The sequence below is a fragment of the Paenibacillus senegalimassiliensis genome (assembly GCF_001486585.1).
Lineage (GTDB): Bacteria > Bacillota > Bacilli > Paenibacillales > Paenibacillaceae > Fontibacillus > Fontibacillus senegalimassiliensis.
The window spans coordinates 197887-224145 of sequence record NZ_LN909044.1 but is presented as its reverse complement, the minus strand read 5'-3'; the positions used below and the strand labels follow the sequence as shown (position 1 = coordinate 224145).

Below are 26259 nucleotides of genomic sequence, written 5' to 3'. Positions count from 1 at the left end.
GATTAATAGGGAAAGTAGGGAGAGCATGAGCAATTACGCTGTGCTGGTTGTCGATGATGATAAGGAAATCCGGGATGGCATCGAAATTTACCTCAAGAATGAAGGACTCACGGTACATCAGGCAACAAATGGCATAGAAGCGCTAGAAATCCTGTCCAGCCAGCAGGTTCATCTTATTATTATGGATATTATGATGCCGGGGCTTGATGGAATTGCTGCAACGTCAAAAATTCGTGAGGAGAAGAATATTCCTATCCTGATGCTAAGCGCTAAAAGTGAGGACAGCGATAAGATATTAGGTCTTCATGTGGGAGCCGACGATTATGTGACCAAGCCATTTCATCCAATGGAGCTAGTGGCCCGGGTAAAGTCACAGCTAAGAAGATATGTAAATCTGGGGGCCTATGCGGAAGCCGCCTCCCTCATTGATCTAAAGGGCCTGATTCTGGATACAGCCTCCAAGGAGGTCAAGGTTTTTGAGCAAGCCGTCAAGCTTACGCCAATCGAATATAAAATTGTTGAGTTGTTAATGACGAATGCTGGGCGTGTATTTTCAATCCATGAAATTTATGAGCGGGTATGGAAAGAGCCTTGCTTTAACGCAGAAAATACAGTCGCGGTTCATATTCGAAAAATAAGAGAGAAAATCGAAATTGATCCTAAAAATCCAAAATATTTAAAGGTGGTGTGGGGGATTGGCTACAAAATGGAAAAATAAATACATAGTGGGTCTTTGGGCAATCCTGCTCACTTTTGGTTTGAGCGGAATCGTAATTACTTTTTCCTTAGGCGGTAATTATGTGCAACGAAATTATTTTCATACGCCGGCCTTTCAAGGGAAACTTGATGAGTTTGTCAGCTATTTAAACATGTTTGTGCTTAATGATCTGCCCCTTGAGGAAGCCAAGCAGCAATTGAAGGTTACTGAAGATGAGATCGTTAACTACTGGATGAATCAAGGAGGGATAACGGTACAATCCGACTCCTTGGCAGGCAATTATCAATTTTATATCAGTGATGCACCGCCGGATGGTCATGAAGAAGTGGGGGTTTATCCTAATGCTGAAATGGAGGCTTTTGCTCGGACCGAGCTGCTGCGCGAAAAGCAACGGCAACTGGAGGAATACTATCAACAGAGAGAAGTCCTCAGAAGCCATTATGTAAAGTTTCATGATCAGTTTCAATATTATTTTACAAGCAGCGTTTCCGATAAATTTCACACAAATATGAGCAGTGTTAATGCAAAAGCGGCTGAAATGGAAATGAATGCCCAGAGCTTACAGTATCGGACGCGCTACTATGTTCCTAATGACGTATATCTCATGACTTTTAACGCTGTACATGGGGAACTGAAAGGGAAGTACATCCCGTTTCAAGGGGAAATCGCTGTATCCTCAGACCTAGCTCCAGGCAGTAACCTGATGGTTGAGTACAATAGGTACAGGCAAGGGCAGATCCTCGTCTGGTCTTATGTGTTTGCGGCTATGGCTGCTCTAATTATCTGCGGCCTCAAGCTCAATAAGAAGGTGCTCCTTATGGGGTCAGGGAACAAATGGGGGATGCATTATAATAAGCTGCCTGTCGATCTCCGAATCATTTTAATGTTCTTGAGCAGTATCGGTGCTGTCAGCCTTCTGTTTTTTATGAAAGGAACCTTTGTGTCCTTGTATCACAGTTACTTTGCAGGTGTGTGGACATTTGTTGTCGATATGCTGACAGGCTTGCTACTGGCCTCTCTGCTGGTGCTCATTACTTCTATTCAAGGAAAGTATGTAGTGGAAGCTTTGACGAAGGGGCAATCTCTTCGGCAAGAGTGGGAGAGGAGCCTGCTGTACCGGACTGGTCAACGAATAAAGTTATGGTCACGTGAAGTCAAAATGGGTCTCACCAACGCCTTTCTTAAAAAGAGTGTGGGCATGCAATTTGTGTCGCTTGTGCTTATGGTATTCACTTGGGGAGTGCTGACGGTAATCATCGTGTTTTATCCCGTAATGATCTTCTTGTATGCTCTCTGGCTTGCGGTAGCAATCCCGGTGGCTTGGTTCTTGATTAAGCAGATCGGCTATTTTAACCAGATTGTGATTAAGACCGAAGAACTGACCAGAGGGGATATTAGTCAAGAGCTTTCAGTCAAGGGTAAATCTGTACTGGCTGGGATGGCTGCAAATATGAATTTGTTAACTCAAGCGGCCAAGAGCTGGCAGAATGAGCAGGTCAAGAGTGAACGATTAAAAACGGAGCTGATCACAAATGTGAGTCATGACTTGAGGACACCGTTAACCTCTATTATCACTTATACGGAGTTGCTGAAAAAGGAAGACATTACCCGTGAAGAACGGCAAGCTTACGTAAATATTATTGATCAGAAATCCCAGCGATTAAAGGTGCTGATTAATGATTTATTTGAAATCTCCAAAATGGCTAGTGGAAATGTGGAGGTGGTGAAGGAGAAGGTTGACTTGATTCAGCTACTCCAGCAGGCATTGGCAGAATACAGTGATAGTATTGCTGAATCCAGCTTGCACTTCAGATTCTCGAACGATTCTGGCCCGGTGTATGCTTCAGTGGATGGTCAAAAGCTATGGCGTGTATTTGATAATCTCATTGGAAATGTCTTGAAATATTCTCTTGAACACTCACGCGTCTATATCTCTGTACAAGAGCTTGGCAATCAGGCAATAATCTCCTTTAAGAACGTAACTAAATATGAACTTAGCGGAGATATGGATGAGCTTCTGGAAAGGTTTAAACGGGGAGACTCGTCGCGCCATACAGAGGGCTCTGGGCTGGGTCTGGCGATTGCCAGATCCATTGTAGAGCTTCATGGAGGGAAGTTTGATATTAATGTGGAGGGTGATCTGTTTAAAGTAGATATCATTTTGAGTTAAAATAGAATCCAAAGCTTGATAGAATGAGCGGGGTGGGGAAGATGAGAGATCGTAATATAGCCGGAAATGTCTATTATGCTGAACTTTTTGTGGCCGATAAGCGGGACTTTGAATTTGTTTATTCTGTAGGCATTGACTTGATCACAAACCAATATATGACCGAACATTCGAAGTATATTGAACATTCCTTTGTAGCGTATAATGAAAATACGTATCGCCTAATCGATACCAAAGAATTCTTGCAACTGTTAGAGCAGTCTTTTTCCCGGCATTTCATCACGGAACAGGTCTACACACAGCTCAAGACATATGAGAAGCCTGATCTCAACACTATTAAAGAGCTGTCAGCTCAATACGAGAAAATAGCTCAAAAAATGATAAGGGAGCAGAGAAAGAAAGTTCTCCTCCCTGCCCAGCCGGTCATAAAACCACAGCATGTGTACGCAAATTATCGTAACTACAGGGATCAAAATGATTTTGAACTCTTATATCTAAATCGTTATTCTAAAAATCATGGTTGGTGTGTAAGGCTGGCACATAATGAAATTGGCTACAAATTGGTTGTCGTCTACAGTGAGAATCCTATTGCTGATTTGTATGAACAAGACAACTATATCAGCTTCTTGAAGCGCTACTACAATGAAGTTGACACTTACGTCAGCTATGATGTCTATGAGAAACAACTGACAGCATGGGAAATGAGCGAGATTATACATTTGCTAGAAGATGAGCAGTTCTATGCTCTACTTGCACCTAAAATGAAATTGACTAATCAAAAGAGCGTGGGGTACACGGGGGAATGTCAGATTAAAGTGAAGTATACTCAAACAGAAATAAACGGATATACCCCAAACGATTCTAAAGAAGCGTGTGGCATTGACTTCTTCAAGCTGATTGATCGCTGCCGGAGTATAGCAGAGTACGGGTCTGCTTTTTAAGAACAATACAATCGCTCTGCAAGGTTACCTGTCCACCCGGGTAGCCTTATTTTTTGTTTCTCCCTCCTAAGATTGATCCGATATTTTTCACCCCTATGCCCGCAAATCGTCACCTTACCTATTGATAACGCTTCCATTAGAATGTAATTAATTTAAAGTAAGGGGGAAACGTTCTTGAAGACAAAATGGATAGCTATGATATGCAGTGCTGCCATGATGGTGTTATTGCTCTCCGGTTGTGGTGGAGATAATGAGAGCTCCGGCAGTGGAGGAGAAGGAGAGAAGGTTAGCATTTCCATTTGGCATAACTGGACGGGGCAGGATGCCAAGGCGGTGGCGATGCGCAAGATTATTGAGGACTTCCGCGTCGATCATCCGGAGATTGAGGTCATTGATGAAGGCTTGCCAACCGATGGTCTGAGAACGCGCCTGCGGACGGTAGCTGCGGCTGATGAGATGCCTGAGCTATTCGTTATGTTCCCGGATGCGATGACCAAGGAATTCGTGAAGGGTAATCTGCTGCAACCTATTGATGAGGAATTGAATGCAAATCCCGAATGGAGAGATAACTTCATTCCCAATGCGCTGGACGGCTTCACGGTGGATGGCAAGGTGTACTCCGTACCGATGAATCTGGCGCCTAGCTCCTTTGTATTTTATAACGATGCCCTGTTCAAACAACATAATGTAAAGGTGCCTGAAACGTGGGAGGAATTACAGACAGCGGTGCAAACGTTCAAGGAGAACGGCGTCATTCCGATTGCGCTGGGCAATAAAACGAACTGGGTGGCACAGTCGACGTTCTTCAGTACCGTGGCGGACCGAATCACGGGCACGGATTGGTTCCTGAAGGCCGTCGAACAGGACGGAGCAAAGTTCACAGATCCCGAGTTCATCGATGCGCTGAAGACGTTCCAGGAGCTGGGCGAGCTTGGCGCCTTCCAGGAGGGCTTCAATAGTCTGGATGAGACGCAGATGATGCAGCTTTACTTCCAGGGTAACGCAGCAATGGTGATCAATGGCGGCTGGGCGTTGGCCAATCTGGTCAACAACGCACCACCTGAGGTGCTGGACAATACGCATATTACCATTGTGCCTGCCATTTCTGGTGGCAAAGGTGCACCGGATACCACCTCCGGCGTGGTCGGAACGGGTCTTGGCGTAAGCAAGAAGCTAAGCGGCAGTCAGAAAGAGGCAGCGATGAAGCTGTTCTATGCGCTGGCTGGCCCGGATGGACAGAAGGCGACTTTGGAGAGCAGCACCCTGGTCAGCTATAACATCGAGTTGGATAAGAGCAAGGCTCATCCGCTGTTTGTCGAGTTGTATGATTTGATTCAGAACGTGAAGATTGTGCCAGTATACGATTCCAAGCTCGGCTCGGCCACGGTAGAAGTGGTCAATAACGGACTGCAAGAGCTGCTAATGGGCGGAAATGCCGAGGATATTGCGGCCAAGATTCAAAGTGCTCAGGCTACGGCTGTAGAGAATTAAGCGCAAGCCCTCTCCCGACAATGGGTTGAACTCGCCCTAATAAGGAGGGGGCTTTCTATTTAAGCCTTGTTGAAGCAGGGGACTGTCATGAAAGGATGTGAAAAGAGTATGAATGCACTGCGCAGCAAGCGGTTTATCATCACGGGGCTAGTACCCGCTGTTGTCATCTACTCCTTATTCGTGTTCGTACCTGTCGTTTGGTCGGCTTATTACGGCTTCTTCAGTTGGTCCGGTATGGGCGAGGCCAAATATATCGGACTTGGCAATTATGCAGAAATTTTGAGGGACCCCGTGTTTGGGCGCGCACTCAAGAATAACGTCATTTTTGTGCTGGCCTCGGTATTTGGGCAGATTCCGCTGGCCTTGGTGTTGGCGGTGCTGCTGCATAAGAACAATTTCTTGCAACGCTTCCTGCGTTCGGCGATTTTTCTGCCCATGGTACTTTCGACGGTCGTCATCGGTATGATCTGGCAATATATATATCATCCGCAGATCGGCATTCTGAACTTTTTGCTGGATGCACTCAAGCTGGGGGATTGGAAGCTGCAATGGCTGTCCGACGGACATATCGCCATCTATTCCTTGATTCCACCGCTCATCTGGAGTTATGTGGGCCTATACCTGATCATCTTTATGTCTGCCCTGCAAAATATTCCTGGTGAAATTCACGATGCGGCTAAGATCGATGGCGTCTCCGGTGTGCGTAAGCTGCTCTCTATCTCGCTACCTATGATCAAGAATACCGTACAGGTGGCGGTTATTCTTTGTATTTCGGGGAGCCTCAAGTCCTTTGATCTGGTCTACATCATGACCAAGGGTGGGCCAGCTCATGCCACCGAACTGCTAGCCACATACATGTATAACTCGACGTTTGCGACGTATCGTTATGGCTTCGGGAGCGCTATTTCAACCAGTATTATGCTGATTAGTCTGCTGCTGATCGGCACCAGTCAGTGGCTGACCAGCCGCAGGAGAGCACGCGAATAAGGGGAAAGGGGAGAGGATCATGAGTTCGACAACACCGATGTTCATGGGCAAGGCAGGACCCTCCGCCCAAGCGGGAACGCAGGTATGGCGGCGAACGAGAAACGCGATATTTTGGACCCTGCTGACGTGCTATGGCATCGTGACTTTATATCCGTTTTTGTGGCTGGTACTAAGCGCTTTTAAAACCAACGAAGATTTCTATGTACGCCCCTTCGGGCTACCGCAAGTATGGCATAGCGAAAATTTTATGAAGGCTTGGGATAGCTCCCGACTGGGTACCGCATTTGGCAATTCGCTGATTGTAGCGTTGGGGGCGCTAGTATTGACCTTGTTTATCGCCGCCTTGACTTCTTTTATTTTGGCCCGGTTTCAATTCCGCTGGAAAGGTGGGGTGTTGGCTTTCTTCGTCGTGGGGATGCTGATTCCCATTCACAGCACGCTGGTTCCCTTATTTATTCTGATGAAGCAGATGTCGCTGCTGAATACGTATTGGGCACTCATTTTGCCTTATACTGCCTTTGCCTTGCCAACTGCGGTCTTCGTATTGACGGCCTATCTGACCAGCGTGCCACGCGATCTGGAGGAAGCGGCGTTTATTGATGGTACAGGGTTATGGGGCTTGTTCTTCCGCATCATGTTGCCTATGTCTATCCCGGCGCTGGCTACTGTGACGATTCTCAGCTTTCTGCATTCCTGGAACGATTTCTCCTTTGCCTTGGTATTTATCAATAAAACAGCGCTCAAGACGCTGCCGCTGGCGATTGCCAATTTTGCCGACGGGTATCAGACGGACTACGGCTTGACCTTGGCGGCGATGACGTTATCCGTGATTCCGACAATTGCCCTGTATTTGGTATTTCAGGAGCAGATGATGAAGGGAATGACTGCTGGCGCGGTGAAAGGATAAGGAAGGCATGTCCGGTGGTCAAGCCGGATTACAGAAATCAAAGGGAGGAGCATGGCCATGCGCGGTTGGATGACATCATCCCTGCAACGGAAGCTGTCGGTCGTTGTAGCGGGCTCAATGATTGTGCCTATGCTGGCTCTCGGGTTATTTGCCTTCCTGATCTCCTCCCGCATATCCGAGGAGAAGACCAAGCTGACGGGGAGCGATATGCTGAAGCAGATGGATGCCAACGTGCGGTTCATGCTGGAGGATATCGAGACGATTTCCATTTTTCTAATCGGTGAACGCGACCTGCAAGCCTATCTTAGTCAAACTGAGGATGAGGAAAGTGAACGTATTGCGCTCGTGGGACGAATGACCAATTTGGCGGCTTCCAAGCCGTACATTGCCAATATTGCCATTTACCCGGGACAGTTCCAGGCTGGATTGTCTACGGCTTACTGGTATGAAAGCGGGCTGCCCAAGGAGGCGGAACAATCCTTTGCCGGTGGGGTCAAAGTTTGGTCTGGTGTCTATGAGGTTCATGACTACGCTGGACCGCGGCAAGTAATAACCCTGTTTCGTCCTATCCGCAGTGTGCATGATTTTCGCCATTTAGGGTGGCTGGCCATCAGTCTGGATGAACGAGAGTTGTCCCGCAACTGGAAGGCACCGGAGCTTGGGCAAGCGGCGGGACAGGTGGAGCTAATCGGGAAGGACGGGACGATCCTCTCCGCCAGTGATTCAGGTCGGCTGGGTCAGCCGCTGGAGGCCTTTAGACCGGGGCTGTTGCAGTTAATTACCAGCCGTGCAGCGGGGCCGGAAGAAGTCGCCTATCGAAGCGGGAGTGTGATCTACGGGGAAGGCGAGGGGAAATCGACAGTGTTATACCGCCGGCAGCCGCTTACCGGCTGGATTTTGACGGGGAGCGTGCCGTACGATCAGTATCGCGCGGAGAACCGTTATATGCTGACTCTGACTGCGGCTGTTGTAGGCTTGTCCGTGGCACTCAGCGTGCTGCTGATCTGGTTCATTGTACGGCGAATTACGCTGCCGCTGCGTGTACTGACCCGGCATCTCTTACGTATTGATCCGGAGCGGCCTCTGCCACGGTTCCCAGCCGATACGGATGATGAAATCGGCCGGCTCGGCCGCAGCTATAATATGCTGGGCGCTCACATCGAACGCTTGAAGCGGGAGGTTATTCAGGGCGAAGTTCGGAAGAAGGAAGCGGATTTGCGCGCCCTGCAGGCACAGATTAACCCGCACTTTTTATACAATACCTTGTCCTCCGTGCATTGGATTGCCTTAATGTCAGGGGAACGGAGGATTGCCGAGATGGTCGAGGGGTTGAGTGATTTCTTGCGGATCAGCTTGAATCAAGGGCGGGAATATTGTCCGGTTGAGCAGGAACTGGCGCATATTCATAACTACGTGCGTGTCCAGTCGATTCGGTATCCGGACAAATTTATCGTAGATTACATGGTTGATGAGGATTTGCAGAACAAATGGATGCTTAAGCTGCTATTGCAGCCCCTGGTTGAAAATGCAATGATTCACGGCATTCAGAAGCGAGAAGGGTTGGGAACGATTACGATTTTGCTGCAACATGAAGGTCACTCGATGAAGGTAATGGTCCTGGATGATGGAATCGGCATGGCTCCCGAGCGTTTGCAGGAGGTTCGCCACGCCTTGGCAGCTCCGCTCTCCAAGCAAGCACGGTCGTCCGGAATAGGGGACAGCTATGGACTGGGTAATGTGAACGAACGGCTGCTGCTGCATTACGGCAAGGCAGCTTTACTGCAAGTAGAGAGCCGGGAAGGTGAAGGCACGCAGGTGTCGTTTTCGATTCCGCTTATGGAGGAGGCTCCTCATGAACATACTGATCGTTGATGATGAAGTTATTATCCGTACCGGGTTAGCCAGCGTCATTTCCTGGAGCGAGCTGGGCCTCAATCTACTTCCCCCGGCGGCTTCTGCGGAAGAAGCACTGGAGCGTCTGGAAGAGGAACGTCCGGATATTCTCATGACCGATATTCGAATGAACGGGAAGAGTGGACTTGAACTGGCTGAGGAGGCATCCCGACTGCTTCCCGGGCTGGAGGTGATCATTCTGTCGGGATATGGGGATTTTGACTATACCCAGCAAGCCATTCGTCAAGGCGTAGGGGATTACTTGCTCAAAACAAGCAAGCCGGAAGAGATCATTAAGACGGTGCTGCAGGCGAAGCAACGGCTAATGGAGCGACGGTTGAAGGAATCCCATGCCCAGCGGCTGGCTCGGGAGGACCGGGTCCGGCAATTGCAGCGCTGGGTCATCGGCGGAGAGACAGAGGCAGCAGCATCGATTCTGAATGAAGAGGGAGTTCGGCCAAGCGAGGGCTTATGGCAGGTGCTTCTGGTTGCAGCCGAGGGCTGGGGAACGGAAGGGCAAGCAGCTTCGCTGCTCAGCTTTGCCGTACATAATATGCTGGTGGAATTGCTGCCACATACGGAAGTGTTTATTTATGAAGGCATGAATGTCTGCGTCAGGAGGGCATCCATGGAGGGGCGATATGAGGGAACGATAGAGCGGATTGAAGCCTTGCTGAAATGCCGACTTCATGCGGCCAAAGGGACTTGTGTTCACGACTACAAGCAGGTTCATCAGGCCTACGTTACGGCACAGATCGCATTTACCTATTATCCCTTGCTACCAGGTGGGCATCTGATCGATTACAACGAGGTATCCGGGCGCCAAGGTGGGCGAACGGTATTGTCGCAAGAAGAGGAGAACGGGCTGGGCAGGATATTGCTGGAGCAAGATGCGATGGGCTTAAAAAGCTGGACCCGAACTTTGGCGGAAGCCTTAATCGCTGATCCGGAATGTACGCCGTTATCGTTCAAGGCGTGTCTGCAGTCGGCAGCCGTTGCAGCGCACCGCTGGCTGGAGCGTACGCTTCGAGCGATCGGCCGGGAGGATGGGGCCCGCTATGAGCCTTGCCTGCTGGAGCCTATGGAGGGTCTGAAGCAACGGGATATTTTGTTCCGCCATCTGCATGGCATCATGAGTCTGTACCATACCAAGCTGGCAGAGGGGCAGACCTCTCATGTGCAGCGCGCCAAGGCCTTTATTGAGTCCTGCCCGCCCAGAGAGCTTAGCTTGCAGCAAACGGCGACCTATGTTCATCTCCATCCGGGGCATCTTAGCGAGTTGTTCAAGAAGGAGACGGGAAGCACCTTTGGTGATTATGTCACCGGTACACGTATGCGCCGGGCTATGGAACTGCTCTCTGTGTCCCCGGCCAAAGTCAGTGAAGTAGCGGCCATGACGGGTTATGAGGATGTGAAGTATTTCAGCCGCTTATTTAAGAAGCATACCGGCAAGACGCCTAGTGAGTATCGGGACCACATGCTGAATACCTATGTATAGAGATGATCATATGATCCATGTTGTTTGAATAAGCCAATAGCGTATACTAACAATAGATACGGAATGGATTATTACGCAAAGGGGATTATTACTGACTATGTCAACGGAAAACAACTATGTTATGACCAGTGTCAAGTCCGGGTGGACTCATGCCGAGCAGTCTTGGGAAATGAATTCCCAGTCCAGATTAGTGGTTGATTCTGCTTCTTATACAGCAGGGAGTGCCTTGCAGCAGGTTGTTGATTTGCTTCAGGCAGAGCTAGCGGATGGTGTTCTGCCACAGGGCAAATTGCCGGTAGTTCAAGGAACAGCGGCTGAAGCGGGGCCAGGAGATATTTTCATCGAACTTGATAGATCTGCCGATCCAGACAAGCAGGAGAACTATACCCTGGAGATTGGACAGTATATTCATCTTCGTGCCGCTAGCGGCCGGGCGGTACTTTATGCTCTGCGAGCATTGTTAGTTCAGGCTGCCGGGGACAAGCGCCTTGCCTTTGGAACAGTAACGGACTATCCGGTGATGCAGGAGCGGGCACTCCATCTGGATATGGGACGCAAGTTCTTCTCCAGTGATTGGATTAAGGCGCGCATTAGAGAAATGTCCAGACTTCGCTTAAATATGCTGCAGCTCCACTTTTCCGAAAATGAAGGCTACCGGCTGGAAAGTAAACGTCATCCCGAGGTGATGTCTGAGGAGTATATGACGCAGGAGGAACTGGCCGAGGTATTGAAGGAAGCCGCTGCGTATCAAGTGACGATTATCCCTTCGTTTGATTCGCCAGGGCATCTAGGTCATGCACTGCGGTTGCATCAGGAATGGCTGCTGCATAATCGTGAGGGGCAGGCGGCCAAAGGCGCTCTGGATATTACCAACCCGCAGGCCAAAGCCTTTGTGTTTGATCTGCTCGAAGAATATGCTGAATTGTTTAAAGACAGCCCCTTCTTCCATATCGGCGGTGATGAGTTTATTGATTTTGAGCATTTTGATCAATATCCGCAATTGGCTGATTATGCGAAAAAGACATTGGGTGTGGAGGATGGAACGGGAATTGACGCCTACCTTCACTACATTAATGAAGTGGCTGACATTCTGGAAGGCAAGGGGTTTGTGGTACGCGCATGGAATGACGGATTGTACCGGGCCAATCAGACGCAACGGGTAGAGCTGAAAACCTCGATCCAGATTACTTACTGGACCAAGTGGCATCAGAATATGGCCTCCGTACAAACGATCATGGATCAGGGGCATGAGTTGATCAACTTCAACGATGCTTATTTTTATTATGTACTTGGGGAGAATGCAGGCTATAAATATCCAACAGGTGATAAAATTTACGATGCGTGGCATCCTGGTTTATTCCCAAGAGTGAATGAGTCTGAGAAGCAGGAGTACCTGGCTCCGTACCCTCCACAGCTTAAAGGTTGCTCCTTTGCCATCTGGAGCGATAAGCCGGAGGCCCAGACCCAGGAAGAGGTTGGCACAGGCATTCTGGAGCCATTAATGGCCTTGGCCGAATTGTCCTGGATCGGGGAGAAGCGGATGGGGAGCTTTGAGGAAGTCAAGGCAGCCTTTACTGCCGCATTGTCCTAAAAGGTAATTTAAAAAGTCATCTTAGATGACTCAAAAAAGCCTGCGTCCGATTGGATGCAGGCTTTTGTAATTCAAAATGAAAGCATAGACTCCCATAGAACGACCTGCCCGTGGTGCAGGCTTTGCTGGATATTGATCAAGCGCTGATTGGAGCTGCCGCAATAGAGCAGGGAGGGATCACGTTTGGCTTCCTCAAACCGCCCGTCTACCAGTACCTCGCAGCGTCGTAGTAGCTCAAATTCATCAGAATTAGGACGCGCTAGCAATTCCTCATACGTATAACCGGTATAAATCCATATAGAAATGGGTCCGGTTGCCGCGACCAGTCGATCGATAAATCCGCTCACCTCGGCAGAGGAGAAGAAAGGATCGCCCCCCAGGATCGATAGACCACTCAGCAAGGGATTGTTCTTGATGTCGTCGATAATTTCTGCTTCTCGCTCCTTGGTAAACGGCTCACCATAATCGAAGTTCCATGTCTTGGGGCTAAAACAACCCTTGCAGTAGTGACGACAGCCGCTGATGAAGATCGCAGCCCTTAAGCCTTCGCCTTCATTGATGGATTCCGGGTAATATCCGCAAATATTCATGCGTCGTGCTTCACGCGGTCCCGAACTTCCGCTTGCTTGGCTGCATTGAACCGTGTCTGGAAGTCTCCGGTCAAGTAACCCGTTACGCGGCGCAGACGGCGAATATGGACGTCATGCTCATGAGCTCCGCATGATGGGCAATTTGCTCCGATAATGCCTTCGTAGCCGCAAGCTGAGCAGCGGTCGATCGGGTGGTTAATGCTGAAATAGCTAACCTGCTGCTCAAGCGCGTACCTAATGATCTTGAGGAATGCAGCCGGATTGCTGCGAGCATTACCGTTCAGCTCGATATAAGAGATTGCACCGGCGTTGCACAGGTCATGGAATTTGGCTTCCAGTTCGATCTTCCGGGCCGCGCTCAAGTTGTAGTATACCGGAATATGGAACGAATTCGTGTAATACTCGCGATCTATCACACCGGGAACCGTACCGTATATTGCATGATCGCGTTTGGTGAATTTACCGGACAGCCCTTCAGCGGGCGTAGCAAATAACGTAATGTTCAAATTATGGCGTTCGCTTTGCTCATCGCAATAACGGCGCATATAAGTGATGATATCATAAGCCTTCTGGTAGACTTCTTTATCTTCCCCATGATGCTTGCCATACATAGCCTTCATGCATTCGGCTAGTCCAATGAACCCGATGGACAGGCTACCATGCTTGAGCAAGTCGCCTACCGTATCTTCCGGGCCGAGTTGTTCGCCGCCTTCCCATACGCCTTCCCGCATCATAAAGTCAGAAGCCTTGGCCTTCTGGGAGGCTTGAATCTGGAAGCGATGCAGCAGTCCTTCCAGAGAAATGTCCATATAGTGGGTCAGTTCGCGGTAGAAGCCGCGTTCGTCTGCCGTTTTGCGTTTGCCTAAAGCGGTACCATGCTCCAGTCCCAGCTTGACCAGATTCAGTGTATTAAAGGAAAGGTTCCCCTTCCCGGACAGATGGTTCCGTCCGAAGCGGTCCGCCAGCACCCGCGTCCGGCAACCCATCGTAGCAAATTCCGTATCCGGGTTGGCCGGATCGTAATACATGAGATTGAGCGGAGCATCCAGATTGGCAAAGTTCGGATACAAACGCTTGGCTGAGCATTCTGCGGCTTTAAGGAACAAGGCGTAGTTGGGCTCTCCCGGATTTTGATTAACCCCTTGTTTGCATTTGAAGATTTGAATCGGGAAAATCGGCGTCTCGCCGCTACCCAAGCCACGAATCGTAGCGTCCAGCAGGGAACGAATGACAAGCTGACCTTCCGGTGATGTGCAGGTACCATAGTTAATACTCGTAAAAGGAATCTGTCCCCCGGCCCGGCTCGACATCGTGTTGAGGTTATGCACGAGACTCTCCGCCGCTTGCAACGTTTCGATTTCCGTTTCCTTCATGGCATATTTAAACGTTCTAGGGAGCTGCTCTTGCAGATCCAGGCGGCTCATCGTAATCTCGCCCAAGTCAGCATCTGCAAGGTTTTCCTCGAAATATTCCAGACCTTTGCGGAAATATTTGCTGAAAGATTTGGCGACGTAAGGGGCCAGATCATAATCCAGCTTGTTGGCCGACACACCGCCGTACTGTGAATTTTGCTGGGATTGGAAAATAATTGCGACCAGCGCCATCGCCGTCATGATGGAGGTTGGTGGACGAACACTGCCGTTGCCCGTGTTGAAGCCCTCGCGCAGGAGCTTGTCAAAAGGAATAAAGATACAGTTCGTCGTGCCTATGGCATATTGGTCGAGATCGTGGACATAGACGATATTGTCCTGAATGGCTTGTACCACGCGGCCTGGCATCACAAAATGGTTGGCATACCACTTGGCATATTCACTGCCGAGCTTGCTCATTTTCCCGGAGAAGCTTTCTCCATTCAAATTGGCATTCTCGCGCAGAACCTCCAGGTTCCGGCTTTGGATGATTTCCTCACCTAATTCAATGACTTCGTCCAGCATGATGTCCTGGCTCGTATAGGTCTGATTCAATAAAGCCATAGCACGCTTCTCCTCCCTGTTAACTGAGTTTTTAGTTCTTGAGATAGCAGAAATTGCTTCGTTCTGGAAAGACGACTTTTTGAACAACCTCTTATGAAAAGGCATCTCAACGGGTTAAGTTGATATGCCTTTGTGTGCTGCGAGAAATATCCATATATGTGCCGTAAGGCTTGTATGTATACTATATTTTGTTGCGATGTTTTTAGAATAGCCCAAGATGTTGTGTTTGTAAACGAGATTTAGGGATGTGAAAATGCACGGAAAAGTCATGAAAATCGCCAATCCCAATACTGATGCGGGCAGTGGGGAGAAGGCAAAAGTTGTGAATTTTCTTTGACCAGGACCTTGGTTCTAAATATAGGTCTTAAGAATCTGTTGAGCGTGGGTTTGGCTTAGCAGCAAGTCTTAAGCGCTATCATGATAGCGCCTGGAATTTTGGAGGGAGGATTGCTAAAATGGATATAGTAAAGACGCCAAAAGGAGAGGGTACGAATGGCCATTGCTGAAGTTACCGTCATTCCCATCGGAACCGGAAGCACCAGTCTTAGCAGTTATGTAGCCGAGTTGCAGCATGTTTTGGAGAAGCAGTCAGGGATCACATATACGTTGACCTCGATGAGCACCATTATTGAAGGGCCGCTGGATCAGGTGTTCGTCGCCATTCGGGCCATTCATGAAGCACCATTCCAGTCCGGGGCAGGCCGCGTATCCACCTCGGTCAAAATTGACGACCGCCGCGACAAGGCAAGCTCTTCAGAGCAAAAGCTGCGTTCGGTGCGGGAGAAGCTGTAGCTTTATGGGGAAGCCAGGTGCTTGGGGACAGCGCCAAGCATACCCATTAAATTAGGCTTGCAATATTCACAAAACGAGTTATAATAATTCCTGTTCGCAAAAATGACTTGCTGGTGTAGCTCAGGGGTAGAGCAACGCACTCGTAATGCGTAGGCCGGGGGTTCAATTCCCTTCACCAGCATCCTTAGTAAGTCAAACCAAGCGCGGTCTCCGGGATTTCCGGGGGCCGTGCTTGGTTGTACTACAAAGTGTCTTACATGTATTTCGTTATTATGCTTAGTAAGATTACTCCTCCAAGAAAGTTTAAACGTGAAGAAGTGACTCTCACTGGCTCCAACCTAATGAGTGAGTCACTTCTTTTTTCTTTCATACCACGAGTCTGCTAGGGTTGCAGGCTCTTTTGTTTTGCCTGGAATGAGGTGGCGTATACCACCCATATCTATTCCCCATATCAGCAGCTACCGCCAATGCCGGGCAGCGCCTTGATCTGAATACCATGCGGGCGTACGCCGACTTTAAGCTTGTATTCCACCTTGTAGCTCGCCATATCAATCACGGCAATTTCATCGGATTCACTCAATGTCACATATACCCTGTTTTCCAGCCGGTTGAAAGCCAGATGCTTGGCTCCCGGTAAGTCTTCTACAATAGCTAACGTTTGCTCTTCCTTCAAATCGATGATGGCTAGGGAATTCCCCTCTACACCACTGATGACGGCTATAGATTCGTCTTCTGTAATGACGACATCGGTTGCTCCTTCCACCGCGGCTATGACCGAGAGCTGTTCCCCTGTAGCCGTATCATAGATTTCCAGATTACCGTCATTCGCGGTCGGAACATAGAGCTTGCTGCCATCGCCAGAGACTTTGACTGCGCGTGGCAAGCTTCCGGTGGAAAGAGTTCTCTCCAGGGAGTTTGTCGTTGTATCAACGATATAAACCTTGTCATTCTCATGATCGCTCACATAAATCGTTTTGCCGTAAGAGGTAATATAGTTGGTCTTGGCACCTTCGCCCATATCGATGGTTTGCGTGACTTCGGCCTTCTGGGTATCGAGAACATAAAGATATTGGTCGGCTATGGTAGCTACATAGAGGGTTTTGTTATCTGCGGACAAGACAAGCCCGTGAGGCATGGGGCCGACCTCTACTTCTGCCGTCTGCTTCAAGTTCATCGTATCGATAAAAGAAACCGTACTGCTCAGATGGTTCGTCACATAGGCCTGCCGCATGGTACTGGAAAAGACCGTATTCATCGGCCCTTCGCCAACCTCAATCTCCCCGACGACAGAAGCATCAGCTATATCTACAATAGTAATTTTATTTTCATTCTCCACAGGAACATAGAACTGTACGGATGTCAGCTTCCCTGCTGATCCAGAGTCGTTCAACCTCTTTTCAGCCTCTTCTTTGGTCTCCAGTGCACAAGATGTAAGAAGGGTTGCCAAGAGCCCCCATAAACCCCAATACATCAACCATCTTTGTCCAGCATTTGAAGTCTGTCTAGTCTGCATTATTGTACTCTCCTTATGTATAAATCTCATGGTACACCTCGAAAAATCCATTAAAAATAAACATTGTTATTAGATCGGAATAATGATAGTATATGTTTCAAATCAAGTTAAATCAAGCTTGAAATACAAACTTTTAAGGCATAAAAGCAAAGGGAGAGAGGGCATATGAACAAAACAAACACGAACCGTCGCTACGCAAGCTTAGCTCTACTAGTATTTTCATTTATTCTGGTACTAACAGCTTGCAACAGCGGTGGGAATTCTGCGGCAAATAGCACAAATTCGAACGCTGTGAACGCTTCGCAGACCAATGACAGCCAGTCTGCTGATTATCCGAACGCCCATCTATTGGCCGATGTCTCCTGGGTGGCGGAGCATCTGAATGATGCCGATGTAGTCATCATTGATGCCCGGTCCAAGGGCTACGAGGAAGGCCATATTCCCGGAGCTGTGTCGCTGAGCAGCGGACAGTTGAACGACCCTGACAATGAGATTGCCGGCTTCATTTTGCCGGAGGATAAATATACCGAAGTCGTTCAGAACGCGGGAGTCAATCAGAATTCGACCATTGTTGTCTACGATGACGGCAATGCCCTGAGCGCAACGCGCGTCTTCTATACGCTTGAATATTATGGCTTGCAAGACCGGGTGAAGGTGCTGAACGGCGGTTATGCCGCATGGTTGACGGATGGGCAGGACATTGACATTGATCCGGCTGCACCAGCAAAGGGTAATTTTGTAGCCAAAGCCAATGGGAAGCTCGTGTCGACAAAAGCAGAGGTGGAGCAGGCGATTGGTACAGGTGATGTGGTCTTTCTCGATACGCGCTCTTCCGAGGAATATGAAGGCACGGATTTGAGAGATAACCAGCGGGGCGGGCATATTCCCGGAGCGGTGCATAAGGAATGGACCACGGCAGTAGCCGAAAACGAAGAAGGATTAGAGAAATTTTTAACTCATGAGCAATTAAAGCAGCAATTTGAGGCGATTGGTGTCGTTGAAGATAAGACGGTCATTCCATATTGCCAGACGAATGTACGGGGCTCTCATTCCTATTTCTCCCTTCGCCTGCTTGGTTATTCGGATATCAGACCGTATGAAGGTTCCTGGGCAGAGTGGGGCAACTCGGCAGATACGGACATTGAAATATAAGAGAGGAGTTGGCAGCAGTAATGCCTGAAACTATCGAGGGAGTCTCCCATGTGAGTGCCACAGAGCTCTCAGAAATATTAAATAATCCGGAGCAGCGAAATATTTATGTTATCGATGTTCGTGAGCCCGAAGAATATCAGGAAGCGCATATTCCGGGGATTCCACTTCTCCCGATGGGAGAAATTCCGGAGCTTATCGATCAATTCGACAAGGAAGCGGAATATGTTCTGGTTTGCCGCAGTGGAAGAAGGAGCCTTGAGGTCTCCAAATATTTTCAATCGGAAGGCATACAGAAGGTGCACAATTATGCGGGAGGTATGCTGGCATGGAATGCGGACGTTGCTGAAGGGCCAGAGCATGTCATCACCTCATTTAATATGAAGAATTTGGAGAGGAAGTCGGTAAAATGAGCTATACCCAAGAGGACTTGAGCAAATTGAAAAAAGACCATGTCATCGACGCGATTGGGGAGGTATGCCCCCATACCCTGGACCTGGCATTGAAGGGGCTGAAGAAAGCCGAGTCTGGCGAGATTGTCGTTGAGGTGACTGACCATACGATCGCGACGAAGACGATTCCGGCTGCGGTGAAGATGAACAAGTTAGCCGAATTTCTCGGCATCATAGAAGAGGACGGCAATTATCATATCTATTTGAAGAAGAACTGAAACCTGGCGAGGATAAATAAATGAAAATAAACCTAAAGAGCTTTATGGCCGGCTTGGTTCTTGTCACGGTGATCATCTCGGGCTGTTCCGGTAGTTCATTGACCCCCGTTGCCGAGGTGTCCAAGGAGCAGGTGGAAGCCTTACCAGCCTTTGAATTGGCGGCTATTCGCAGTGGTGACGAGTTGCTGAACACCTCTGACCTCGATGGCCCTATTCTGTACAGCTTCTGGGCTTCGTGGTGCCAATACTGCCAGAAGGAAATTCCGTATATCGACAGTCTGTATTCGGAATATAGCGATGAAATTGCTTTTATTTCCGTGAATGTCACACCGGATGATTCGGTGGAGGGAGCCAGAACCTTTACAGAAGAACACGATTTGCAGATGCCAGCTTACTTCGATCTTGACGGAATGGCCAGCAATTCACTTGGAGTGCTCGCTGTGCCTACGGTCGTTCTGGTAGATCGGGAGGGCCGCATTGTTGAGAAGCTGATTGGACCCAGTGCAATGCAATCCGGGGAGGAGTTCGTCAGTAAGCTGGAGTCGTTGATTCAGATAGGCAAGAACTAACGGAAAGGGGAGATGGCGGGTGTTCGTTCAACTGGCTTTAGCAGGTACCGCCGGGTTACTCTCCTTTTTTTCGCCTTGCATGCTCCCGCTCGTCCCTGTCTATCTCTCCAGAATTACCGGTTTGGAGGTAGGTACGCTTCAGGGGGGACAGCGTAGTGGCCTGAGAATTAAAGTTATTATCCACACCTTGCTGTTTGTATGCGGAATTTCTGTCATTTATTTAGCTTTAGGGTATTCGGCCAGCTTTATAGGACGCCTGTTCATGGAGTACCAGACGGAACTGCGAATAGGCAGCGGACTACTCATGCTGATTATGGGATTTATCTTGCTTGGACTGATCTCTCCCTCATGGCTTTTGCGTGAGCACAGGTTGAATATAACCGGAAGGACCGGAAGTTATGCCGGTTCTTTTATTCTGGGCATTGGTTTTGCCGCAGGCTGGACGCCTTGCATTGGTCCGATGCTGAGTTCCATTGTGGGTTTGTCCGCCTCGGAGCCGGACAGGGGAATGTTGCTGATGCTGGTGTACATCTCCGGCTTTACAATTCCTTTTCTAGGCTTCGCTTTGTTCTATTCCTTCTTTAAAAAGTGGTCGAAAATTACCGGGATATTGTCCAGAGTAGGCGGCGGAATATTTATTGTGTTCGGTGTGTTGCTGCTCTTAGACAAGCTGTCTGTGCTGTCTATTTGGCTCAATGAGTGGTTTAACTTTCAGCCTGTAATCTGAACTGAAATTTAGCTCGTCCCGGTAAATCAAACTTTTACACGAAACGGATGATCATAATGACCTTTACCATCGATACGTTTATCATAGCTGGAGTCTTTGGCTTTCTGTATGGTTTTCTGTTGCAAAAGGCTGACTTTTGCTTCACGGCTTCCATTCGCGATTGGATTACGGTACGGGACACCCGGATTTTGCATGGCGTACTCGTGCTGATCGCTGTGTCCCTGGTAGGCTGGGCAATTGTGCTCAGCCTGGGAATTCGCGGAGTTGCAGATGTATGGACGGTGCCTATCGGGGGTGCCAACCTGATTGGGGGACTCCTGTTCGGGATTGGCATGACCATGGCCGGGGGGTGTGGCTCGGGGACATTGTACCGCTGTGGAATGGGATATGTTCAGTTCTGGATTGTGCTCCTGTTCGCCATGATCGGCAATTTAATCTTTGCTTTTATCTACGATCCGTGGGCCAGAGACTACTTCATCCAACCGCTGACCATCTCGGAGTCCGGCTATACCTTCTTCTCCTTGCCGCTTCATCCGGTGGTGATTCCATTGCTGCTGGTAGGGGGGATGGTCCTGCTCGCTTTCAGGAAGTATGGAGTTAAGGCGTTCTTCCAAGGCTTCAAGGCTACCTTCACCGATTGGAAGAAGAATCCGTTGAGACAGTCGCATTGGGATATTCGCCTGGTGGCGGTGTTGATCGGACTTCTAGCAACCATTCAATTCGCCGTGTTGTCCAACTTCGGAATTACCGGTCCGCAGACCCGTGTCGCAGCAACGGCATTATCGCTGGTTGCAGGTGAGGAAATCGTGCTCAACAACACCTATCTAAACGGTTTGTTTGCCAATTTTCCCAGAATCGGTATCGGGCCGGAGGAGATCCTGATCATATTCCTTGTTGTTGGGGCATTTACAGCCGCGTTGCTTAGCCGTTCTTTCAAGCTGCGTATACCGAGGCTTTCCCGAATACCACATGCCGTCATTGGCGGCCTGTTAATGGGTGTGGCTTCCCGCATTGCACCGGGGTGCAATATCGCCAACGTGATTACAGGGATTGGCGGCCTATCGGTCAGCAGCCTGCTTGTCATCGTCGGCATGATGCTTGGTATATTCGTTGTTATTGCGTATGTTTACAAGATGCCGATGATGCTCTTTTATCGGGATACAGACCTGGAGGGATGACAGAAGATGGGGAGAAAAGTCGTTGCATCTATTTATGAACTGATAGGAGATACGCCGGCCGTCAGGCTGAATCGTCTGGTTGGCGAGCAGGATGCTGAGGTCTACGTCAAGCTGGAATACTTTAATCCCAGCGGAAGCGTCAAGGATCGGGCCGCCTTCAACCTAATTGCGGAAGCGGAACGGCAGGGGAAGCTGAAGCCCGGCTCCGTCATTATTGAACCAACCAGCGGTAATACCGGCATCGGACTTGCTATGAATGCAGCCGCGAAGGGCTACCCTGCAATTCTGGTCATGCCTGATAATATGACCAAAGAGCGGATCAATTTGCTTAAGGCTTACGGTGCGCAAGTTGTGCTCACTCCGGCGGCCGAGCGTATGCCTGGGGCAATCAGCAAAGCTCTGGAATTGCATGAATCAATTCCCGGAAGCTTCATTCCGCAGCAATTTGAAAATGAAGCTAATCCGCAAATTCACCGTCTTACGACAGCTCCGGAAATTTTGGAGCAGTTGGACGGGAAGCTGGATGCGTTTGTTGCTACCGCAGGAACCGGAGGGACGATCACCGGGACGGGAGAAGCTCTGCGCGAGCAGCTTCCCGATATTCGCATTCTGGTAGTGGAGCCGCAGGGCTCGCCGGTGTTGTCCGGGGGAGTGCCGGGTCCTCATAAGCTGGTAGGGACCAGTCCTGGCTTTATTCCTGGCATTTTGAATACGGATATTTATGATGAGATTATTCAGGTTGCCGATGACAACGCGCTACAGACAACCCGCGACTTGGCCCGATATGAGGGCATCCTCGTGGGCCCATCTTCGGGGGCGTCAGTATGGGCGGCGCTTCAGGAAGCAAGGCGGCTTGGCCCCGGCAAGCGGGTGCTTTGCATCGCCCCGGATACCGGAGAACGTTACTTAAGTATGCCGGGATTGTTCGGAGAATAAAGGACATTCAATAGAGATCACTACCGCGAGTCTACGAACTTAGTAGGCTCTTTTTCTTTTGCCCAAAAGGTTATAAACATCATCTATGAATATATTACCTGGACTGCTATAGTTATAGAAATTGGATTTTTGGGGAAGGAAATCATATGCTTAGGGTATAGGAGTGATAGATCATGAAGAATCATAAACTGCTTTTGGCTTTATGCAGCGTCATCGTGTTACTAGGCTTAATAGCTCCCGCGGTATCTGCCAATAAGGTTACGGTGAATGTGCAAGTGGATGATAAGGACCTGAAGTTCCCTGATGCGCAGCCTTTCTATGAAAATAACCGAGTGTTAGTGCCGCTTCGCTTCGTCAGCGAGGCGCTCGGGGCGAAGGTCGATTATAAGAAGGAGTCCGTAGGTAATCAGAAGGAGCGGATTGTCTACGTCAAGCTGGATGGAAAGACAGTTCAAATGCCAATTGATTCGGTTAGCGCATCTGTAGATGGTGTGATTGTGAAACTAGACGTGCCTGCTAGAGACCAGGAATCCCGGGTGTTTGTACCGCTGCGCTTTGTCAGTGAAGCACTTGGGGCCGAGGTAGAGTGGAATCAGTCCAAGCTGTTGGTCAGTATTTATACAGAGGCGGAGACGGGGGAACCCGATCCGATTGCCGGACATGATAATATGTACAACACCGATTTCAAGTGGAAAGATGGACAAAACAATCTGGCTGAGCAGCTTTTCGTAAATAATATGAAGACGGAAAATGGGAAGTTGACCTTCAAGATGCCAAATGGTGCAATGGGATATGCCGGAAATACGGAATTCGTCACCGGGAAAAGCTATTCCTTTGATTTGGGTAAAGGGATGATTACATTTGCCAAAGTTTATCCGGAACAAGGAGAACAAGAGGTGTATACGATATCGTTGGATAGTAGCGCAAACGAGGATCTCAAGGCACTATTTAACGGCGTGAAGGATGCCATTGTAATTGGTGATAAAGGGGCTGCCGCTCCGCTTGCTGAAGTGCTCAAGCTAGCCCAACAATTAAAAAATTAAAGATAACAGCGAGGTGAACGGGTTGCCAAAGGCTCCCAGGGTTCACCTCGCTTTTTGTCTGTTTATATTATTGCTATCAGAATAAACCACAGAATCGGAATTACTAAGGACGGGAGCATATTCATAGCCTTGCAGTCCTTAATCTTCAGAATAGAGAGACCTGAGCTTAAAATTAAGAATCCTCCGACAAGGGAGACCTCATTGAGTAAATCATTCGTTAGAAAGAAGGATAGATGTCCCGATAAAAGATAGATGCCTCCTTGCCATATAAATAATATTATTGCAGAGGCAGCAATGCCTATACCATAGGTGGATGCCAATACTAATGAAGTGACGAAATCTAGAGTAGCATTTGTATACAAGTAAGTGTTGTTTCCATGGAGTGCACTTTCCATAGGGCCCAGAATAGATAGTGTTCCAATACAAAACATGATGATTGCAGTGGAAAGGCCTTGTCCAAGGTTTGCTTTGGAGAAGCGGGTTGTAAGCCGATCAAACCGTTCATCCAGGTTTAAAGCAAAACCAGCCAAGCTACCTATGGCCAGACTGACTATAAATAGAACCGGGTAAATGCTTTTTGGCATAGTCTGTACGATAGCATTAATACCAATACCGCAAGCTGCCAATCCCATAGCATTATATAATGCATTTTGATATTTCTCTCCCAGACCTTTCTTGATGCCGCCTCCAATTATGCTGCCTATCGCAATTGCAGCCGTATTTACAATAGTACCTATCATAATCAAGCCTCCCTCGTGTATATGAACAAAAATAAACCCTCCAATAGTTGGAGGGTCAAGATCTTTTGAAGGGAATTTGTATTTCAGTTGTGAATTTCGAGGAATCTTTGGTGAGTCCGTAATCAATAAGGGCAAATTCGAGCGAATCTCCCGCAAGCTGATACCCTTGTTGCTTCATGTACTGGATCATTTTAACGTAGTAACATTCAGCATCCTTGTGCGTACCTCGAAAGCGTAAAGTAAGATAATTACCCGCTGGCAGGGAAGGGAAGGTTCCTTTAATTTCATCCTCTGGTTCAATGACTACGCAAACCGCTGAGAACGTATCGAAAATTCCTTTTTCAAGATTTGTTTTTGAGATAGAAGCAGCTACTTTTCCAAGGAATATGGCTGCATGGAGAGAGTTGTGCCTTGCTAATTCACGAATAGGATGCTCCAAATTGTCGTTGATGGGGAGCTCCTTCTTAACGATGGCAATCCTTCTTTCTTCTAGCTCACGTTCTATAATGAGGTCATATTCTGTCTGGTAGGCGTCTTCTATTTGTTGTATTCTATTTTTAATTTTTCTTTCTATTCGATCCAGTTGTATTCGTTGTTCTTCCACTTGTTTTTTCTGCTCGTAAAGAATTTCAATTACTTTATCATCATCCCGCTTTTCAAGAAATTCACGAATTTTGGGAAGGGGCATATTTAGCGAGCGAAGATAATGAATGGTATTCAGGTGCTCAAATTGCCGAGTTGAATAATAACGATAGCCATTTTCTTGATTGACAAACTCAGGCTTTAACAATGATATTTTATCGTAATGGCGTAAAAGACGAACATCAATATTAAATAAATTAGAGATTTCTCCTATTGAAAAAAATTCATTCATGAAATACCTCCGTATTAATGAGTATACTACATATTTTCGTACTGATTTATTGTTTGTTCTTTTGGCTAATCATCTATACAGAAGATCATGATTTTCTTAAAATGGAACAAGTAGGTCTACAGGCTTTGAACTAAATACTGCTGGATGGCAGCAAAAAATAGAATGGGAGTGGAGGCCATATGGAACCAAATTATTATATCCCCGTCATCCATGGGGAATTTCAGGTCAATAGAGCCATGCCGGAAGAGACAGAGGAAGTCATGGCTCTCCTGACGGAAGTGGCCGAATGGCTGCAAAGCCGCGGATCAACACAGTGGGAGGGCATACTGGAGGGAGTGGATTCCCACGGTACCGTAGATGCCATTCGTAGAGGCGATGTATTTGTATTTAAACAAGAGGCTGAAATTGCGGGTATGGTTATGCTGTTCCGTCAGCCAAGCTCATGGGATTTGCAATTGTGGGGAGACAAGGCTTCTCCGCAGGATCAGGCTGTCTACTTGCACCGGTTAGCGGTGCGAAGAGCGTATGCTGGCCGGGGGCTAGGCCAAGACATTCTGGACTGGTGCAGTACAGGCGTGCAGTTTCCTGGCAAGCGCATGGTACGTCTGGACTGTGTAGCCAGTGTGGAGACGCTCAATGCTTTTTATGCTAACAGTGGATATACCTGCGTAGGCCATCCGGAGGGTTATACGATATATGAGAAGCCTATAGTTATAGCTGAATGATATTCTGCTGATCGGAGGAAGAGAACGGCTTCACCAAGCTGTTTAGCTTTACGTTGCCCTTGAGATGTTTGGCTACCCCATTCACGGTATATTTGATTTCAATATAAACGGTATCCTGTCCGCGCACTTTGACATTCTCCATCAGATAGCGGGTATCGTAGTGCCTTTTCCCTTCATAGGTATCTGGCAGTGTAAATGGATCGTCGGCTTGATTTACTGACAAAATCATCTGATCTTCAATCGATATGCCGTAGACTATACCTGCGAACTGCCTATCTGCCCCGGTGGCCTCCAGATTATGTCCTGTGAAGTATACGGAATTGGAGCTCCGGTTAACAACAAATTCAAGGCCTTGTAGGCGAAAATCATCGGTTTCTACAGTGAAGTTATACACCTTCGGTATCTGCCGAAGCTGAAATTGCTGAACAGATAGAACAATGATCGCCACAAATAAGATGAGGCTGATCGAGGTTAAGACGTAACGTTTGCCCAATATAATTCCTCTCCTTGGTTTATTATGAGCTTGTACTATATCATACAATCCCTTTTCTTACTGTAAAGGAATTCTCAATCTGTAAATACCCAAT

The 26259-nt window shown here is 48.3% G+C and carries 25 protein-coding genes and 1 tRNA gene; 20 read left to right on the top strand and 6 right to left on the bottom strand.

Annotated elements, in window-relative coordinates:
- The first annotated feature begins 25 nt into the window (after nucleotides 1-25).
- From BN3279_RS06770 to BN3279_RS06730, 9 genes are all read left to right on the top strand, one after another.
- A complete protein-coding gene (locus BN3279_RS06770) occupies nucleotides 26-718 on the top strand; it encodes a response regulator transcription factor (protein ID WP_059049884.1) in 693 nt (230 codons plus the stop codon).
- A gap of 40 nt (nucleotides 719-758) precedes the next feature.
- The gene (locus BN3279_RS06765) at nucleotides 759-2888 is read left to right on the top strand and encodes a sensor histidine kinase (RefSeq protein ID WP_187377749.1); all 2130 of its coding nucleotides are present in this window, start codon (nucleotides 759-761) and stop codon (nucleotides 2886-2888) included.
- A 41-nt stretch (nucleotides 2889-2929) separates the two neighbouring features.
- Entirely contained in the window at nucleotides 2930-3826 is an 897-nt protein-coding gene (locus tag BN3279_RS06760) for a hypothetical protein (RefSeq protein ID WP_059049882.1), read from the top strand.
- A gap of 195 nt (nucleotides 3827-4021) precedes the next feature.
- Nucleotides 4022-5317, top strand: coding sequence for an extracellular solute-binding protein (locus tag BN3279_RS06755; protein ID WP_059050471.1), 1296 nt, complete (start codon nucleotides 4022-4024; stop codon nucleotides 5315-5317).
- Nucleotides 5318-5425: 108 nt separating this feature from the next.
- Entirely contained in the window at nucleotides 5426-6304 is an 879-nt protein-coding gene (locus tag BN3279_RS06750; RefSeq protein WP_059049881.1) for a carbohydrate ABC transporter permease, read from the top strand.
- Between the two features lie 43 nt (nucleotides 6305-6347).
- Nucleotides 6348-7211, top strand: coding sequence for a carbohydrate ABC transporter permease (locus BN3279_RS06745; protein WP_392396858.1), 864 nt, complete (start codon nucleotides 6348-6350; stop codon nucleotides 7209-7211).
- Nucleotides 7212-7268: 57 nt separating this feature from the next.
- On the top strand, nucleotides 7269-9083 hold the full coding sequence (locus BN3279_RS06740; RefSeq protein ID WP_059049880.1) for a cache domain-containing sensor histidine kinase: 1815 nt from the start codon (nucleotides 7269-7271) through the stop codon (nucleotides 9081-9083).
- The gene (locus tag BN3279_RS06735; protein WP_059049879.1) at nucleotides 9064-10602 is read left to right on the top strand and encodes a response regulator transcription factor; all 1539 of its coding nucleotides are present in this window, start codon (nucleotides 9064-9066) and stop codon (nucleotides 10600-10602) included. Before BN3279_RS06740 ends, BN3279_RS06735 begins: the two co-directional genes overlap by 20 nt.
- Before the next feature lie 97 nt (nucleotides 10603-10699).
- Complete coding sequence (locus tag BN3279_RS06730; protein WP_059049878.1) at nucleotides 10700-12193, top strand: family 20 glycosylhydrolase; 1494 nt, start codon at nucleotides 10700-10702, stop codon at nucleotides 12191-12193.
- Nucleotides 12194-12264: 71 nt separating this feature from the next.
- Here the strand turns inward: BN3279_RS06730 and nrdG are convergent, their stop codons facing one another.
- Nucleotides 12265-12783, bottom strand: coding sequence for an anaerobic ribonucleoside-triphosphate reductase activating protein (gene nrdG / locus BN3279_RS06725; protein ID WP_059049877.1), 519 nt, complete (start codon nucleotides 12781-12783; stop codon nucleotides 12265-12267).
- Nucleotides 12780-14756, bottom strand: a complete 1977-nt coding sequence (locus BN3279_RS06720) for an anaerobic ribonucleoside triphosphate reductase (RefSeq protein WP_059049876.1) — start codon at nucleotides 14754-14756, stop codon at nucleotides 12780-12782. The genes nrdG and BN3279_RS06720 overlap by 4 nt, the downstream gene beginning before the upstream one ends.
- 492 nt (nucleotides 14757-15248) lie before the next feature.
- Here BN3279_RS06720 and BN3279_RS06715 point away from each other — a divergent pair, with 492 nt between their 5' ends.
- Together BN3279_RS06715 and BN3279_RS06710 are read left to right on the top strand one after the other, a co-directional pair.
- Complete coding sequence (locus BN3279_RS06715; protein WP_059049875.1) at nucleotides 15249-15548, top strand: MTH1187 family thiamine-binding protein; 300 nt, start codon at nucleotides 15249-15251, stop codon at nucleotides 15546-15548.
- 109 nt (nucleotides 15549-15657) lie between these two features.
- A tRNA-Thr gene (locus BN3279_RS06710) sits at nucleotides 15658-15729 on the top strand.
- Between the two features lie 270 nt (nucleotides 15730-15999).
- Here the strand turns inward: BN3279_RS06710 and BN3279_RS06705 are convergent.
- Nucleotides 16000-17061, bottom strand: coding sequence for a YVTN family beta-propeller repeat protein (locus BN3279_RS06705; RefSeq protein ID WP_059049874.1), 1062 nt, complete (start codon nucleotides 17059-17061; stop codon nucleotides 16000-16002).
- 165 nt (nucleotides 17062-17226) lie between these two features.
- On the opposite strand from BN3279_RS06705, the gene BN3279_RS06700 reads away from it, so the two are divergent.
- The 8 genes from BN3279_RS06700 (at nucleotide 17227) to BN3279_RS06665 (ending at nucleotide 23333) form a co-directional block, all read left to right on the top strand.
- Complete coding sequence (locus tag BN3279_RS06700) at nucleotides 17227-18213, top strand: sulfurtransferase (RefSeq protein ID WP_059049873.1); 987 nt, start codon at nucleotides 17227-17229, stop codon at nucleotides 18211-18213.
- A 20-nt stretch (nucleotides 18214-18233) separates the two neighbouring features.
- A complete protein-coding gene (locus tag BN3279_RS06695) occupies nucleotides 18234-18623 on the top strand; it encodes a rhodanese-like domain-containing protein (RefSeq protein ID WP_059049872.1) in 390 nt (129 codons plus the stop codon).
- Nucleotides 18620-18880 (top strand): sulfurtransferase TusA family protein, encoded by a 261-nt coding sequence (locus tag BN3279_RS06690; protein WP_059049871.1) that lies wholly within the window; start codon nucleotides 18620-18622, stop codon nucleotides 18878-18880. Before BN3279_RS06695 ends, BN3279_RS06690 begins: the two co-directional genes overlap by 4 nt.
- Before the next feature lie 20 nt (nucleotides 18881-18900).
- On the top strand, nucleotides 18901-19449 hold the full coding sequence (locus tag BN3279_RS06685) for a TlpA family protein disulfide reductase (protein ID WP_059049870.1): 549 nt from the start codon (nucleotides 18901-18903) through the stop codon (nucleotides 19447-19449).
- A gap of 19 nt (nucleotides 19450-19468) precedes the next feature.
- Nucleotides 19469-20176, top strand: coding sequence for a cytochrome c biogenesis CcdA family protein (locus BN3279_RS06680; protein ID WP_059049869.1), 708 nt, complete (start codon nucleotides 19469-19471; stop codon nucleotides 20174-20176).
- A gap of 56 nt (nucleotides 20177-20232) precedes the next feature.
- The gene (locus BN3279_RS06675) at nucleotides 20233-21354 is read left to right on the top strand and encodes a YeeE/YedE family protein (protein WP_059049868.1); all 1122 of its coding nucleotides are present in this window, start codon (nucleotides 20233-20235) and stop codon (nucleotides 21352-21354) included.
- A 6-nt stretch (nucleotides 21355-21360) separates the two neighbouring features.
- Nucleotides 21361-22290 (top strand): cysteine synthase A, encoded by a 930-nt coding sequence (gene cysK, locus BN3279_RS06670; protein ID WP_059049867.1) that lies wholly within the window; start codon nucleotides 21361-21363, stop codon nucleotides 22288-22290.
- A gap of 173 nt (nucleotides 22291-22463) precedes the next feature.
- The gene (locus BN3279_RS06665; RefSeq protein WP_059049866.1) at nucleotides 22464-23333 is read left to right on the top strand and encodes a copper amine oxidase N-terminal domain-containing protein; all 870 of its coding nucleotides are present in this window, start codon (nucleotides 22464-22466) and stop codon (nucleotides 23331-23333) included.
- A 62-nt stretch (nucleotides 23334-23395) separates the two neighbouring features.
- Here the strand turns inward: BN3279_RS06665 and BN3279_RS06660 are convergent, their stop codons facing one another.
- Nucleotides 23396-24073, bottom strand: a complete 678-nt coding sequence (locus BN3279_RS06660; protein ID WP_059049865.1) for a DUF554 domain-containing protein — start codon at nucleotides 24071-24073, stop codon at nucleotides 23396-23398.
- A gap of 55 nt (nucleotides 24074-24128) precedes the next feature.
- Nucleotides 24129-24947 (bottom strand): MerR family transcriptional regulator, encoded by an 819-nt coding sequence (locus BN3279_RS06655; protein WP_059049864.1) that lies wholly within the window; start codon nucleotides 24945-24947, stop codon nucleotides 24129-24131.
- A 179-nt stretch (nucleotides 24948-25126) separates the two neighbouring features.
- Between BN3279_RS06655 and BN3279_RS06650 the strand changes: the two genes are divergently transcribed.
- Nucleotides 25127-25672: a GNAT family N-acetyltransferase gene (locus tag BN3279_RS06650; protein WP_059049863.1), complete on the top strand. Its 546-nt coding sequence runs from the start codon at nucleotides 25127-25129 to the stop codon at nucleotides 25670-25672.
- On the opposite strand, the gene BN3279_RS06645 is transcribed toward BN3279_RS06650, so the two are convergent.
- A complete protein-coding gene (locus BN3279_RS06645) occupies nucleotides 25659-26165 on the bottom strand; it encodes a hypothetical protein (RefSeq protein ID WP_059049862.1) in 507 nt (168 codons plus the stop codon). The two genes, BN3279_RS06650 and BN3279_RS06645, sit on opposite strands and share 14 nt — an antisense overlap.
- Nucleotides 26166-26259: the final 94 nt, after the last annotated feature.

Bases quoted from the DNA above. Each gene is read 5' to 3' on its own strand.
- cysK (WP_059049867.1), top strand. From the start codon at position 21,361: ATGGGGAGAAAAGTCGTTGCATCTATTTATGAACTGATAGGAGATACG.
- BN3279_RS06715 (WP_059049875.1), top strand. From the start codon at position 15,249: ATGGCCATTGCTGAAGTTACCGTCATTCCCATCGGAACCGGAAGCACC.
- BN3279_RS06665 (WP_059049866.1), top strand. From the start codon at position 22,464: ATGAAGAATCATAAACTGCTTTTGGCTTTATGCAGCGTCATCGTGTTA.
- BN3279_RS06690 (WP_059049871.1), top strand. From the start codon at position 18,620: ATGAGCTATACCCAAGAGGACTTGAGCAAATTGAAAAAAGACCATGTC.
- BN3279_RS06705 (WP_059049874.1), bottom strand. From the start codon at position 17,061: ATGCAGACTAGACAGACTTCAAATGCTGGACAAAGATGGTTGATGTAT.
- BN3279_RS06730 (WP_059049878.1), top strand. From the start codon at position 10,700: ATGTCAACGGAAAACAACTATGTTATGACCAGTGTCAAGTCCGGGTGG.
- BN3279_RS06685 (WP_059049870.1), top strand. From the start codon at position 18,901: ATGAAAATAAACCTAAAGAGCTTTATGGCCGGCTTGGTTCTTGTCACG.
- BN3279_RS06655 (WP_059049864.1), bottom strand. From the start codon at position 24,947: ATGAATGAATTTTTTTCAATAGGAGAAATCTCTAATTTATTTAATATT.
- BN3279_RS06720 (WP_059049876.1), bottom strand. From the start codon at position 14,756: ATGGCTTTATTGAATCAGACCTATACGAGCCAGGACATCATGCTGGAC.
- BN3279_RS06700 (WP_059049873.1), top strand. From the start codon at position 17,227: ATGAACAAAACAAACACGAACCGTCGCTACGCAAGCTTAGCTCTACTA.
- BN3279_RS06675 (WP_059049868.1), top strand. From the start codon at position 20,233: ATGACCTTTACCATCGATACGTTTATCATAGCTGGAGTCTTTGGCTTT.
- BN3279_RS06755 (WP_059050471.1), top strand. From the start codon at position 4,022: ATGATATGCAGTGCTGCCATGATGGTGTTATTGCTCTCCGGTTGTGGT.
- BN3279_RS06650 (WP_059049863.1), top strand. From the start codon at position 25,127: ATGGAACCAAATTATTATATCCCCGTCATCCATGGGGAATTTCAGGTC.
- BN3279_RS06660 (WP_059049865.1), bottom strand. From the start codon at position 24,073: ATGATAGGTACTATTGTAAATACGGCTGCAATTGCGATAGGCAGCATA.
- BN3279_RS06735 (WP_059049879.1), top strand. From the start codon at position 9,064: ATGAACATACTGATCGTTGATGATGAAGTTATTATCCGTACCGGGTTA.
- BN3279_RS06695 (WP_059049872.1), top strand. From the start codon at position 18,234: ATGCCTGAAACTATCGAGGGAGTCTCCCATGTGAGTGCCACAGAGCTC.
- BN3279_RS06745 (WP_392396858.1), top strand. From the start codon at position 6,348: ATGGGCAAGGCAGGACCCTCCGCCCAAGCGGGAACGCAGGTATGGCGG.
- BN3279_RS06760 (WP_059049882.1), top strand. From the start codon at position 2,930: ATGAGAGATCGTAATATAGCCGGAAATGTCTATTATGCTGAACTTTTT.
- BN3279_RS06770 (WP_059049884.1), top strand. From the start codon at position 26: ATGAGCAATTACGCTGTGCTGGTTGTCGATGATGATAAGGAAATCCGG.
- BN3279_RS06750 (WP_059049881.1), top strand. From the start codon at position 5,426: ATGAATGCACTGCGCAGCAAGCGGTTTATCATCACGGGGCTAGTACCC.
- BN3279_RS06740 (WP_059049880.1), top strand. From the start codon at position 7,269: ATGCGCGGTTGGATGACATCATCCCTGCAACGGAAGCTGTCGGTCGTT.
- nrdG (WP_059049877.1), bottom strand. From the start codon at position 12,783: ATGAATATTTGCGGATATTACCCGGAATCCATCAATGAAGGCGAAGGC.